The sequence below is a fragment of the Arthrobacter sp. genome, assembly GCF_031988865.1.
Lineage (GTDB): Bacteria > Actinomycetota > Actinomycetes > Actinomycetales > Micrococcaceae > Arthrobacter_B.
This window is the reverse complement of the sequence record NZ_DALZXY010000091.1, coordinates 1-13,695: the sequence shown is the minus strand read 5'-3', so window position 1 is coordinate 13,695 and position 13,695 is coordinate 1. Positions and strand designations below refer to the sequence as shown.

At 66.3% G+C, this 13,695-nt stretch carries 9 protein-coding genes, 1 tRNA gene, 1 rRNA gene and 1 pseudogene; 6 read left to right on the top strand and 6 right to left on the bottom strand.

Translation table 11 applies throughout. The features are described from left to right. The 5 genes and pseudogenes from RTN46_RS14175 to RTN46_RS14155 all read left to right on the top strand — a co-directional run. Positions 1-307, top strand: a pseudogene (locus RTN46_RS14175) (DUF4194 domain-containing protein); the annotation flags it as partial. Further along, on the top strand, positions 304-3,633 hold the full coding sequence (locus RTN46_RS14170; protein WP_312182324.1) for an ATP-binding protein: 3,330 nt from the start codon (positions 304-306) through the stop codon (positions 3,631-3,633). The pseudogene RTN46_RS14175 and the gene RTN46_RS14170, both read left to right, overlap by 4 nt. A gap of 217 nt (positions 3,634-3,850) precedes the next feature. Continuing rightward, the gene (locus RTN46_RS14165) at positions 3,851-4,159 is read left to right on the top strand and encodes a transcriptional regulator (protein WP_312182322.1); all 309 of its coding nucleotides are present in this window, start codon (positions 3,851-3,853) and stop codon (positions 4,157-4,159) included. A 59-nt stretch (positions 4,160-4,218) separates the two neighbouring features. Beyond that, on the top strand, positions 4,219-5,154 hold the full coding sequence (locus RTN46_RS14160; protein WP_312182321.1) for an oxygenase MpaB family protein: 936 nt from the start codon (positions 4,219-4,221) through the stop codon (positions 5,152-5,154). 66 nt (positions 5,155-5,220) lie between these two features. After that, positions 5,221-5,982 carry a thioredoxin domain-containing protein gene (locus RTN46_RS14155; RefSeq protein ID WP_312182320.1) on the top strand — a complete coding sequence of 254 codons (762 nt, stop codon included), beginning with the start codon at positions 5,221-5,223 and terminating at the stop codon, positions 5,980-5,982. A gap of 29 nt (positions 5,983-6,011) precedes the next feature. Here RTN46_RS14155 and RTN46_RS14150 read toward each other — a convergent pair whose 3' ends face one another. The 6 genes from RTN46_RS14150 to rrf form a co-directional block, all read right to left on the bottom strand. Then, positions 6,012-7,247, bottom strand: coding sequence for a beta-ketoacyl-ACP synthase II (locus tag RTN46_RS14150; protein WP_312182318.1), 1,236 nt, complete (start codon positions 7,245-7,247; stop codon positions 6,012-6,014). 13 nt (positions 7,248-7,260) lie between these two features. Beyond that, positions 7,261-8,946, bottom strand: coding sequence for an AMP-binding protein (locus RTN46_RS14145; protein WP_312182316.1), 1,686 nt, complete (start codon positions 8,944-8,946; stop codon positions 7,261-7,263). Positions 8,947-8,963: 17 nt separating this feature from the next. Beyond that, a complete protein-coding gene (locus tag RTN46_RS14140) occupies positions 8,964-9,902 on the bottom strand; it encodes an SDR family oxidoreductase (protein WP_312182315.1) in 939 nt (312 codons plus the stop codon). 140 nt (positions 9,903-10,042) lie between these two features. Then, positions 10,043-10,130 (bottom strand) — tRNA-Ser (locus RTN46_RS14135). Between the two features lie 66 nt (positions 10,131-10,196). Further along, positions 10,197-10,844 carry a TMEM175 family protein gene (locus RTN46_RS14130; RefSeq protein ID WP_312182313.1) on the bottom strand — a complete coding sequence of 216 codons (648 nt, stop codon included), beginning with the start codon at positions 10,842-10,844 and terminating at the stop codon, positions 10,197-10,199. 271 nt (positions 10,845-11,115) lie between these two features. Next, a 5S ribosomal RNA gene (gene rrf / locus RTN46_RS14125) occupies positions 11,116-11,232 on the bottom strand. Between the two features lie 323 nt (positions 11,233-11,555). On the opposite strand from rrf, the gene RTN46_RS14120 reads away from it, so the two are divergent. Further along, on the top strand, positions 11,556-12,872 hold the full coding sequence (locus tag RTN46_RS14120) for an MFS transporter (RefSeq protein WP_312182312.1): 1,317 nt from the start codon (positions 11,556-11,558) through the stop codon (positions 12,870-12,872). Positions 12,873-13,695: the final 823 nt, after the last annotated feature.

Sequence of the window (13,695 nt, the reverse complement as noted above, 5' to 3'; positions counted from 1 at the left end):
CGTGGACCCGCAGGCGCACGATGCCAAGGGCGTGGAAGACCTGGCCGACGCCGCCATCCGCAAGCTCGTCACCGAACGCCGCCTGCTGCTGCCCACCGAGCTCGACGACGTCTGGGTCATCTCCAACGCGCTGCCGCTGGCCCTGCCGTACGAGCACATCGGCGACATCATCACCTACATGAACTCGCTGACCGAGGCCCCGGCGGAGCTTGAGGCAGTTGAAAACGCTGAAAACGCTGAGCCCGCCGAAGAAGCCGTTGAAGACGCGGTCACTGAAACAGAGCACGACGGCGAGGAGCCGGCATGAGCATCGAAACCACCCTTCCCATGGGGGACCTGATCAACCCCGGCCAGAACCGGCTCTCCCGGATCCAGATCGTGAACTGGGGAACCTTCGACGGCGCGCACACCATCCACGTGGACCGCGCCGGCACACTGCTCACCGGTGACTCCGGCGTCGGCAAGTCCACCATCTTCGACGCAATGCTGCAGGTCATGGACGCCCGGCCCAAGATGAACGAGGCCGCGCAGAACAACGGCGGCACCGCAGCCGAGGAAAAACGCACCGCGTTCTCCTACATGCGCGGCCGGCTCGGCACCCAGGGCATGGAAGCCGGCGACGGCACCGCCTACCAGCGCCCCGGCGCCACCTGGTCCGCCGTCTGCCTCACCTTCGACAACGGACTGGGCCAGATCACCAGCCTCTCCGTGCTCATGGACCTGCCCGCCACCGGCACCGAGCACCACGTCGGCCGGTTCTACGCCGTACATAACCGTCCCCTGGACATCACCTCCCTCGAAACCGGCATGCGCGGCCGGTTCACCAAGGGTGCCCTCGAATCCCTGCTCCCGGGCGCACAGATCTTCGATTCGCATAAACTCTTCGCCGAGCGGTACCGCACCGCCCTGGGTGTGGAGGACGAGAAGGCGTTCGGCCTGCTGCGCATCCTGCAGACCGGCAAGGGCCTGGGCGGAACAGTCAACGACTTCTTCCGCACCAACGTGCTGGACACCCCCAAAACCCTCACCGCCGCCGACGAGGCCGTGGAGGACTTCAGCCACCTGCGCAGCATCCGCCGCCAGCTCGAACGCGCCCGCCAGCAGCGCGACCACCTCGCCAACGTCCCGGACCAGCACCGCCTGTTCCTCACCACCAAAACCGAACTGGACCGGGTCCGCACCCTCACCGCCGACGGCCTGCCCGCCTACCGGCGGCGTCTGGCGCTGGCCAGCCACGAACGCGACGTCGACCGCCTTACCTCCGCCGCCGGCACCAGCCGCGAAGCGCTGAAGGCCGCCGAATCCCAGCGCACCAAGCTGAAAAAGCAGGTCAGCGCGCTCACCGCCCGCTACACGCAGGAGGGCGGCGGCGCGATCGCCACCCTGGAACGCGAAGTCGCCGCCGCCCAGGCCCAGCTGGTTTCCCGTGAAACCATCGAGAACGCGTTCCGTGCCGACCTGCGCGCCGCCGGCATCGACACAGACCTCTCCCCCGCCGGGCTGGTCACCGCCCGCAGCCGCGCCAATGAGCTGATCAAGTCCTTGAACGCCGACGTCGACGCCGCCCGCGAGCGCAGCTCCGACGCGCACGGCGAGGCCTGGGCCCTGAAGGGCTCGATCGCGAAGCTGGAAACCGAGATCGCGTCCTTCCGCCGCCGGCGCAGCAACATCCGCCCGGAAAGCCTGGAACAGCGAGCCCGGATCTGCGAAGCCACCGGCATCGACGAGGCCGAGATGCCCTTCGCCGGCGAACTGATCGACGTCCCCGCCGAACATACCGAGTGGCGGGCCGCCGCCGAACGCGTGCTCCGCCCGCTCTCCACCGCCCTGCTGGTCCCCGGCGAGCACATGGCCGCCGTCACCCGCTACCTCAGCGAAACCAACCTGCGCGGCTTCCTGCGCTGCATCGACACATCCATCCCCGTGGACGGCCCGGCCGATCCCGGACCCCGGGACCTGATCACCAAGCTCAGCACCTACGACTCCGCGATGGGCGACTGGGTAGCCCGGAAAATCACCGCGCACTACGACTTCGAGTGCGTCGAGAACCCGGACGAGCTCGCCCGGGTCTCCCGCGGCGTCAGCCTGGGCGGTGCCGTGAAGCGCAACTCCTCCACCACGGAGAAGGACGACCGGCACACCAAGGCCTCAGACAACGTCCTGGGCTTTGATAACAAGGACAAGATTGCCGCCCTGGCCGCGGAACTGCTTGCCCTGCGCGCTAGCTTCGAAGAGGCCGACGTCGTCTCCCGCAAGCACGCCGCCGAGCAGGACGACCTGATCCGCCGGCTCGCCGCCGTCCGCAAGGTCGCTGCCGACACCCGCGAGTTCGAGGAGATCACCGCCGGGGAGCAGCGCGCCGCCGTCGCCGACGCCGTCGAGCGCCTGGAATCCGCCCGCGACGCCAACGCGGACCTGGAGCAGATCCGCTTCGAACTGGACACCGCGGAGCTGGACCTGACCGCCGCGACCGAGAAGATCGGTGTGCTCAAGGGCGACCTGGCCCGGCTCGAGGCCGAGCTGACCGCCGCCACTGAACGCCGCGACACCCTGGCCGGCCGCGGCCCGGATGCCCTGGCGGAGGACCTGCGCGCCCAGCTGGATGAGCTGTTCGCCCCCTTCGGTGAGATCACCGACGTCGTGCATCTGAACGACGCCGCCGGGCAGGTGGAGCGGAACCTGCTCACCGACGCGGCGCGGCTGGATAAGACCCTGCTGGAAACCCGCACCCGGCTGGAACGCAGCTTCGAAACCTACAGCGAGAAGTGGGGTTCGGACTTTGGGACGGGCGTGGACTCGGCCGAGGAGTACGTGCACCGGTACGAGGACATTGTCACCGAGGGACTGCCGCAGCACGAGTCGGAGTTCCGCGAATACTTCAACAACCGCACCTACGAGCGGTTCAGTGACCTGCTGCAGCTGCTCGACGAGGAACGCCGCAGCATCTCCTCGCGCCTGCTGCCGCTGAACTCGGTGCTGCGCCGGGTGCCGTACCACGTGGACAGCCACCTGGAGATCGAGGTCAAGACCACCGTCCCGGACGACGCGCACAAGTTCCGCACCGAACTGAAGAACGCGCTGCCGATGATGGGCGTGCGGCAGGACAAGGCGGACATGGACGCCCGCTACGCCGCGCTCGAGGGGCTGGTGGAGAAGCTGAAGGATCCGCAGGAGCGCCGCTGGCGGGCCGAGGTCCTGGACGTCCGCGCGCACGTGACCATCACCTGCACCAACAAGCTCGCGAACGGGCAGTCGTTCACCAACCTGCAGGCGTCGCTGATGTCCGGTGGCGAGGGCCAGCGCTTCACCGCGTTCATCATGGCCTCGGCGCTGGCGTACCAGCTGGGCATTGTTTCCCAGGGTTTCAGCACCTACGGCACGGTGATGATGGATGAGGCGTTCGTGAAGTCCTCCCTGTCCTTCGCCGAGGCGTCCATCAACGCGCTGCACGAGTTCGGCTTCCAGCTGCTGCTCGCTGCCCCGGAGGACAAGGTGGACCTCTCCCGCTTCCTGGGCTCGGTCACCGAGATCCTACGCGACGACGCCGCCAACCGGTCCGGCACGCTGGAGCGGGTTCCGGTTGGGTCTTCTGGTGCGGGCGGCTCGCGGGCTGTGGATATTCTGCTGCGCTGACGCTCGCCGGGCGGGCCCGGCACTAGTGCCGGGCCCACCGCTGCCCATCGACCAGTCGGCTCGCGACGGCGGCAAGCCCCACCGCACCTTGGCAGTGTCCGCTGCAAAGTACCTCTAGACAAGGACTTTACGGTCCGTAAACTGCTTGCGTGACTGATTCGGCCAACACGACATACTCCGCAGCTTCGCTTCATGCAGCCGATCAGGCCCTGTCCCGGTGAGCCATCCCCGTCATGAGCTGAACGCGCTGATCCACTCCCCCGTGAGGTTTTCCATCATGGGCTACCTCGGCTCAGTTGATGAGTGCGAGTTCTCCATCCTGCGGGACGCCGTCGATCTCTCAGATTCCAGCCTTTCCCAAAACCTCACCCGGCTCGACGACGCGGGATTCATCACCATCGAAAAGCGCCAATACGGTCGGCAGATGAGAACGTGGATCGCCAGCACGGAGGCCGGCAACCAAGCACTCGAACACAATCTGGCGATCCTGCGGGACATTGCTGGCAACGGTCCGGACCAAGAGTAGAAATTCCCCTACCTCCCGGGTCGCTGACACCTCCCAGGCGGCAGGACCATACTGGGAGGATGGGCAAGCTTCTTTCTTCCTGGCGACGGCAGCTCGTCGGCACGTTCAGCAACAACTCCGAGACCATCCCGGAATGGGAGCTGGAGCTCGCCAACGGGACTGATCCCGGCTACTACGGACCGGACTCCGCGGTGTGGGCGGTCCACGGATCCATGACCACGATCATCGCCGGCATCCGGGCCCTGCTCCTGCAGGCACTGCATCCGGGCGCGATGGCCGGCGTGCGGGACTTCTCCAACTACAAAGAAGACCCGCTCGGCCGATTGGCGGGCACCATCCGCTGGATCTTCACCGTCACCTACGGGGATACGACGGCGGCACGCAGCGCCTCGGACTGGGTGCTGCGGCTGCATGAACGGGTCCAGGGCACCTACGAAGACGCTTCCGGAACACTGCGGCCCTACTCTGCGAACGATCCCGAGCTAGCCCGCTGGGTCCACCTGGCCTTCACCGACGCGTTCCTCACCTCACACATCGAATTCGGCGGGCCGATCCCCGGCGGACCGGACCAGTACGTGGCCGAATGGGCCACCGCCGGTGAACTCATGCGCATTGAGGACCCGCCCCGGGACCTCGCTGGGTTGCGGAAGCAGATGGCCGCCTTCGACCCCGAGCTGCGCTCCAGCCCCACGGTCAAAGAAGTCGTGGGTTTCATCCGCCGCCCGCCCCTGCCAAAGAACCAGCTCATCGGCTACCGGGTCCTGTTCGCCGGCGCCGTCGCGTCCCTGGAACCAAGGCACCGCGAATTGCTGGGCTTGAAGGAGCCACGGCTGGGTCCGTTCAAACTTCCGGTGCACGGCCCGGTGAAACTGGTGCTCCGGGTTATCCGTTTTGGTCTCGGGAATATGGGACCGTCGGAACGCTCCGCCCGCGAGCGCATCGCCCGGCTGGCAGCCCAGCAGCGGGAGCATCAGCCGCGAGAGAGCCAGCCGTAGCGGAAACACACAGATGGATGCGGAACTGTCTTTCGGGCGTGGGGACTCCGGTGGAGCATGGAAGATATGTCACCAGCAAACAGCTCCCCCGCCCGCGCGTTCCGTGACCGCAGGAAAGGACCAAGGCGCTGGACCCTCTGGTCCCTGGTTATTGCCTTGATGCTCGCCGTCGGCGGCCTGGTTTCCTGTTCCGGCCCGAATTCGAATCCCTACGGCGCATCCACTACGGCGTCGACCAGTGCATCCGCCGCCACTTCCATACCGGCCGACCAGATGGACAAAGTGGCTCCCGCGGATGCCAGGACCCTCACCGACCCCGCAAACCCCCAAGCCACCCTGGTTCTCTTCACCGACTACCAATGCCCCTCCTGCGCCAAGGTGGACCCACTGATCCAACAGGCCCAAAACGACTACGGGGACCAAGTCCGTATCCTGGTTCGGAATTATCCCCTGCCCATCCATCAGAACGCCGAGCCGGCTGCCCGGGCGGCGGAAGCAGCCGCAGAGCAGGGCGCGTTGGAGGAGATGTCGGCCGCCCTCTTCGAACACCAGCAGGAATGGGCCACCGAGACTGCAGTGGACGACACCTTCGTCCAGTACGCCCAGGACCTGGGGCTGGACGTGGACAAGTTCCGCGCTGACTACTCCTCAGACGCCATCAAAGCCCGCGTGGCCCAGGACCTGCAGGACGCCCAGGACCTGCAGCTCAAGGGCACCCCCACGCTGATCCTCGACGGCCAGGTCTTGCAGCTGAACTCCACCGATTACAGTCAGCTCCAGGAACCGCTGGATAACGCGCTGAATACTGAGTCGGCCCCGGCCTACTGAGCAGGCGTGCGGCACAGACACGCGTACGGCTAAACCCGCCCGAACGCTACCACGCAGTTCTGCCCGCCGAACCCGAACGCGTTTGTGACCGCGTACCGCACGTTCTGCTCGCGGGCCGTGTTGGGCACATAGTCCAGATCGCACTCCGGATCCGGGGTGGCGTAGTTGATGGTCGGCGGAATGACGCCCTCGACGATCGACATGGCGCACAGCAGCGACGCCAAGGTTCCGGCCGCCCCGATCAGGTGCCCGGTCATCGATTTCGGCGCGGTCACCGCCAGCGACCCGGCCTGCTCGCCAAACACCGAGTGCAGCGCAAAGGTTTCGGTGCGGTCGTTGGCCTTGGTGGAGGTGCCGTGCGCGCACACCAGGTCCACGTCCGCCGGCTCCAGCCGGGATTGCGCCAGCGTCTTGGCAATCGCCCGGGCAGCGTACTTACCGCTCGGCTCCGGCGCCACGATGTGGAACGCGTCCGAGGTCATCGCCCCGCCCAGCACCTCGGCATATACCCGCGCCCCTCGCGCCCGGGCATGGCTGAGCGTCTCCATCGCGCACACCACCGCACCCTCGCCGAAGACGAACCCGTCGCGGTCGGCGTCGAACGGGCGGCTGGCCTCCTGCGGCACGTCGTTGTTCCGCGAGAGCCCGCGCATCGCCGTCAGGCCTGCGAACATCACGGGGGTGATGGCGGCGTCGGTTCCGCCGGCAACAACGACGTCGGCGTCCCCCGCCAGCAGCAGCCGCCGCGCCTCGAGCAGGGCGTGCGTTCCGCTGGCGCAGGCGAGCGCACTCGCGTTGACCGGTCCGTGCACGGCCAGGTCGATCGCGACCTCGCAGGCGGGCATGTTGGTCAGCGAGGAGGCCACAAAACTCGGACTGATCGGCCGGATCCCGCTGTGCTCGAACAATGTGGTGGCGTCCTGGATTTCCGGATACCCGGACACAGCACTGTTAATCACGACGGCGGCGTCGACCTCCTCCAGCGAGGCGCCCAGTCCGGCGTCGGCCACCGCTTCCCGCGCTGCGGCGACGGCCAGCTGCGATGCGCGGGAAGACCGGTTGATCCGTTTCACTGGCAGCCAGGCCGCCGGGTCGAAGCCCTTCACCTCGCCGGCGATCCGGGTGGGGAAGCCCGACGCGTCGAAGGCCGTGATCCGGTCGATCCCGCTCTTGCCCTCCTTGAGCGCCTCCCAGGTCAGCGGCCAGGACCCGCCCAGCGGCGTCTGCGCCCCCATACCGGTAATGACCACGCGCTCGGCGCTCATGCCGCGACCATCCTCACTCCACCGCCGCCGTTCGGGGACCGGCTTCAGGCGCACTGAAGTTCCCGGCCGCGAGGTCTCCCGCCGCGGTCTCGGCCAGTTTGAAATGCATCTTTTTGCCGGTCGCCGTCACCGGAACCTCATCGACAAACCGGTAGGCACGCGGGCGCTTGAAGTCCGCCAGGCCGGCATGCGCCAGACAGAATTCGTCCAGCGCATCTGCTGTGGCCGCATCGCTGCGGCGGATCACATAGGCCACCACCCGCTGGCCCCACTGCGGGTCCGGCACTCCCACCACCACGGCATCCAAGACCTCCGGGTGTTCGGCCAGGACGCCTTCCACCTGCACCGGGTGGATGTTCTCACCGCCGGAAATGATCATGTCGTCCTTCCGGCCCAGGATGGTGACGAACCCGTCCTCGTCCCAGGTCGCCATGTCCCCCGGGTACAGCCAGCCGTCGTGGAACTTCTCTTCCTCCACAGCAGGGAGGTTGACGTAGCTGTACCCGGCTTTCGGCGAGCGCATGATCATCTCGCCCGCCTCGGTTCCGTCCTGGGCGGCCAGCTCGTCCGGCCGGCCGCGCCGGCCCGGGAAGACCTTCACGACGGCGACGTCGTCGTCAGTGCAGGAGCGGCCCGCGGTGCCGGCCCGGGCGGGCAGGTCCTCCGGCCGCAGGAAGGTGTTCCAGAAGGCTTCCGTGGTGCCGTACCCGTTGAAGATCCGAGGCGTCAGGAGCTCCTGGTACCGCAGGGCCGCGGCCCGGTCCAGCGGTGCGCCCATGGTGACAATGCCCTTGAGCGTGCCCAAATCCCGCGGCTGCTTCTCCTGTTCCGCGGCGATCATTTCCAAAGTGGTTGGGGCGCCGATCAGGAACGTCAGGCCGTACTCTCCCACCCAGTCCAGCACGGTGCCCGGGTTGAAGCTGCGGAGCGGCACCACCCCGGCACCAATGTAAAAGGCCGGCGTCGGACCGCCGGAATGCAGCCCGCCGCGGTGGAACCACGGGGTCATATTCAGCGTGCGGTCGGTTGGGGACAGTGGGAAATGCATAATCACGTCGTGCGCACTCATTACTTCGGCGATCGAGGGCAGCGCCACGCCCTTGGGCATGCCCGTGGTGCCGGAGGTGTACAGCCGGGTGGTCTCCTCGAAGGTGGAGAAATCCGCCGGCAGCTCCGGAGGCGTCCCGTTTGCCCGTTCCAGCGCTTCGGTGAAGTCTTCCCAGCCGGTTGGCCAGCCATCCGGCCGGCCGCCGTCGGGCTCCCCCACCACCAGCGTCACCGGACGCACCCCCGCCAGTTCCAGTGCCTGCGCCGCGGCAGCCGCGCAGTCGGCGTCGGCAATAAACACTGTCGGTTCGCTGTCGCGGAGGATGTGCGCCGTCTCGCCCGGTGCCAGCCGGTAGTTGACCGGCACGCTGACGGCGCCGAGTCGGTGGGTGGCCAGGTAGAGCAGCGCGAATTCCACCCCGTTGAAGAGCTGGTACATCACCCGGTCCCCGCGGCCCACACCGCGTTCGGCCAGCAACGCGGCGCAGCGCTCGACGTCGGCGCCCAGTTCCGCGTAGGTCCATTGCCGTCCGGTCGGCGGGTCAATCAGGGCCACGGCACTCCCGTAGCGTGCGACATTGCGCCGGAAACCCGCACCGTAGGTCATTTGATGCTCGAAGTAGTCCTTGAACCGTCCGGCGTCGTATGGCATTGCAGCCAGTCCTTTCCTCAGGATCCCTGCGGGCGCTGCGGCCGCTCGGGAAGGGCAACGGGGTCAGTGGTTTCGCTGAAGAACGGCGGGGCGATGACGGACAACCCTCCGTCCACGGCCAGCGACTGGCCGGTGATGTACTCGGCTCCGGGTGAGAGCAGGAACTCGACGGCGGCGGCCATCTCATCCACGGTCCCGGGGCGCCGCTTGGGGATCCGGGAGATGACGCTGTCCATCGGGGCCATCCCCTCCATGGTGTAGAAGTACTCCAGTGAATCGGAATCGATCAGCCCGCCGTTGACCGCGTTGACGTTGATCCCGTAGCCGGCGAACTCCACGGCCATAAAGCGGACAAAGGACTCAACCGCGGCTTTGTAGGAGCCCAGCGCCGCGTAGGTCGGGAAGGCCCGCACGCTGCCGTAAGACGTCAGCGCGACGATCCTGCCGCCGTCGTCCATCAGTTTCACGGCCTCCTGGGACCCGATCACAAAAGGCCGAACGTTGACGGCGTAGGCGCGGTCCAGGTGGTGGGCCTTGAGATCGACCACCTTCTTGAAGGCAGCGGCAGCGGCGTTGTTCACGTAGAAGTCCAGCCGCCCGTACTCGGCCGCGGCAGCGTCGAAGAGCTTAATGATCTCTTCGGGGTTTTCGATGTCCGCCTGCACCGCCAGCCCGCCGCCGCCGAGCCGCTGCAACTCGGCCACCGTTTCCTTGGCGAGGTCCGCATTCTTCCGGTAGCCGACCACCACCTGGGCCCCCTGCGCAGCGAGGCGTTCAGCGATCCGGCGCCCGATGCCACGGGAGGCACCGGTGATGAGGGCGATCTTGCCGTCGTATTCCACGGGCAAACCTTCCGCACCGTGCACCGGCGCCAGCGTCTCGATTCGGGCCGCGGTCCCGGACGGGGCGTCCCGAGGCCGCGCGGAGCCGTTCGCGTGGCCGGAGCCGGCCTGCACGCATCGGACCCCCTTGGTCCGTAAATCCTCAACCCGCTGAATGCCTGCGTCAAGGGTGCTGGCGCTGGCCTGTGGTTTCACCTGCGCGTTAAAGCCAGCAAGCCCCGTCGTCCGGAATCCGGATGACGGGGCTTGCTTTGTGGCGGAGGATGGGGGATTTGAACCCCCGAGGGCGTTAACCCAACACGCGTTCCAGGCGTGCGCCATAGGCCGCTAGGCGAATCCTCCAGGCTTTTGCTCGTCAAGAGCAGATACAAGACTACCGGACAACGGCTCAATTACCGAATCGGCGCTTCATGCGCTGCCGGGCGGGGCCAGGCGCGCCCGCCCCCACCATTGCAGGGCACGATTGATCACCAGGATGGAGAGCCAGGACAGTTCCGCCGCGCTGGGGCTGATGAAGGCGATGGGAATCGAGAGCAGGAAAACTATCGGAGTTATCGGGGCGCGGACCCGGGCGTAGGCCAGCAGCCGCGGATCGACGTCGTCGCGAAACAGCCCACGCCGCCCGCAGTAAATCCACAGCCAGTAATTCACCGTTCCAATCAGCCCCAGCGCTCCCGCATAAATAACGACGCCGAGGGGCTGGTCATCGTGCAGGGCCAGCATGTCGGTGGCGTAGGCGAGCAGGGCGACGAAGAAGAGCAGCAGCAGGTTCAGCCGCTGAAGCCCGCCGGTGTAACCCTTCAGCAGCCTAAAGAGGCGGTGATGACTGAGCCAGTAGGCCCCGGCGACGGCGAAGGAGAGTGCGTAGGCGAAGAACTCCTGGCGCTGGTCCAGGATGGCATGACCCAGCTGGTCGGCGGGAACCTGGGGAACCTTGATGTCCACGGCCAGCAGTGTCATGGCGATCGCGAAGACCGCATCGCTGAAGAACATGGTGCGGTCGAGGTCCGGTCCGGAATCAAACCGGCGGCTAAAAGGGTCCTTCTTCTCTGGCACAGGTCCAGTGTGAGCTTCGGCTACCGAGCTGGCCACGGTGGGGCGCTTTACGGAGCCCGGCGCGGGACTGGAAGCTTTACGGAGCGTGGCGCGTGGCGTGTGGCGCGGGGCGCGTGGCGCGGGACTCGTGGCTGGAGGCTTAAACAGAGCCTGGCGCGTGGCGCGCGGCGCGTGGTGGAAGCTTTACGGAGCTCGGCGCGTGGCGCGTGACTGGAAGCTTAAACAGATAAGGACCCGTACGTCTTTGTACGAGTCCTCATCCTCAAAGAATGTCCGGCGGTGACCTACTCTCCCACACCCTCCCGGGTGCAGTACCATCGGCGCAGTGGGTCTTAGCTTCCGGGTTCGGAATGGGACCGGGCGTTTCCCCCACGCTATGACCGCCGTAACCCTTTATCCACGCTTTCGCGGGAAAACCAAGGTCACTAACCGCGGGCCTCTTCAGCTTCTCAGCTGTAGCGCCTGCGGCGGTGATGCTCATTAATCATAACGTAAGTTTCGGGCGGCTTTGACCACGGGCAGTGGCGGTGGGCCTGGCGCGGTTGTGGTGGCGGGCTTTGCTTCGCTTGGTAGAGCCGGCGGGTATCCGGAGCTGTCTCTGCGTGGCGAAACTCCTTGGACTAGACATCCGGTGCCAGACTGTTGGGCTTACGAGCCCGATTCGATTTCTGAGCGCTGCATTTCCATGTGCGGCAAGGAAAGGCCTTCCTGATGCCACCGACCGCCGGCCCCGGTAAAGCTGCAACTCCGCCCACCAGCCTGTGGCGGCACCACGACTTCCGTCAGCTCTGGGCCGGCGACACCGTCTCCGTCACCGGAATACAGCTGGTTTCCTTCGCGATGCCGCTCATGGCGGTGCAGCTGCTCCAGGCTGATGCCTTTCAGATGGGAATCCTGGCCGCACTGGAGTCTGCGGCTTTCCTGCTCATCAGCCTTCCCGCCGGGGCATGGGTGGACCGGATGCGCAAGAAGAGAGTGATCATCTTTGGTGACCTGCTCAGGGCTGCACTGTTGCTGACCCTCCCCGTCGCCTGGCTTCTCGATGCGCTCACGCTGCCCCACCTTTACGTCGTCGCTGCCCTTGTCGGTGTCGTCACGGTGTTTTTCGACGTCGCCAATCAGTCCTACTTGCCCCAGATTCTGGATGGCAGCCAGATCAGCGATGGAAACGGCAAGCTCCAGGCAAGCCAGCAAACCGCGATGGTCCTTGGCCCCACCGCAGCCTCCGCGCTGATCCGCTTCATCGGATCACCGCTAACAATCGCCGTGACCAGCGTGTGCATGGCCCTCTCCAGTCTTTTCGTCAGCCGCATCCGCCACCGTGAGGTCCCGGCCGACCCGCAGACGCGCAGGCCACTGGCCGTGGAGATCCGCGAAGGGCTTTCATTCGTGCTGAAGCATCCCCTCCTTCGAAGGATCGTTGCCTGCACGGGTCTCTTGAACTTCTCTACGTCCGCCACTTTTGCGCTGTTCGTGCTCTACACGCTGCGTACGCTTGGCCTGTCCGAGACGACCCTGGGCATCGTAATGTCGGTAACCTCTGCGGGCGGCATCCTCGGTGCGGTCACCGCCTCCCGCTTTCAACGCCTCGTCGGCGAGGGAAGGGCCATACCTCTCGCCTCAGGCCTGGCCGGTCTGGCCCTGCTGTCCACTCCCTTGGCCAGTTACCTCCCGGCCGCCCCCTGCCTGATGATCGGCGGCTTCATTACCTCCTGGGGCGTTGTCGTTTACAACATCACCCAGGGCAGCTTCCGTCAGCGGCTCTGCCCCAAACCTCTGCTCGGCCGCATGAATGCTTCGATTCGCTTCCTCGTCTGGGGGCCGATGCCCCTTGGCGCCCTGCTCGGCGGACTGCTTGGGAGCACCCTCGGAGTACTTCCCGCACTCTGGATCTTCGCCGCGATCGCCATACTGGCTTCCGTACCTGTCCTGGCTTCCCGGCTGATCACGATGCGCGATCTCCCTCTGGAACTGGACGCGCTGGCCGGGCCGTCGCCCGATGACTCGGCCACTGTGAAGGGCAAGTAGGGCGGTGGGGCGACTGGGCTGCGGGTCGGCTGGGTCGGCTGCTGGCGCGGGGCCTGCTGTTTGGCGGGAGCCGACTGTTTGGCGGGGCCGGCTGCATCCGCTCCCCTGAGAACATCGCTCCGATTGGGCCGGCAGGACTAGTCTCGGCTGGCCTCAAAGCCTGGAGCCAGGCTGAGTGCGCAGATATGGTGACCTCAGCCGCGTTTACCCCACCATATCTGCGCACCCAGCCGTGTTGAGGTCGCCATACCTGCGCACCCACCGTGTTGAGGTCGCCATACCTGCGCACCCGCCGAACGGAGCAGAGGGAAAAGGCTCCGGTTTGGGACATTGCGTACGTTTTGGGCTCCCGCTCCGGTCTGTGGTGGCAGCAATGTCCCAAACCGGAGCGAGTCTTTCTGGCCGGCGTGGTCCGTGCGGCGTTTTGAGCCGTCGAGACGAGGCCCGGCCGGCCGAACAGGTGTGGGCCTGGCTGGGTACGCAGGACTGGTGACCTAGTCCGTGTTTATCCCGCCATATCTGCGCACCCAGCGACCGGGGACCCGCCATATCTGCGCACCCAGCACGAAGCGAGCCGGGCAAGTGGTGAAGATCATCCCAGGGGTGGCGCCAGGTGGGACCGGTCAGAGCGGCCGGCACCCAGGCGCAAAAGCCGCAGCCACGTGAACACGCGCCGAGGACCGAAGTCCCTGCTAAACGAAGTACCGGTTAAACACGTCAGGCCCCGCACTGTGTGCGGGGCCTGAAACGGACCAGATGATCTGGCCTAAATATTGTCCGGCGGTGACCTACTCTCCCACACCCTCCCGGGTGCAGTACCATC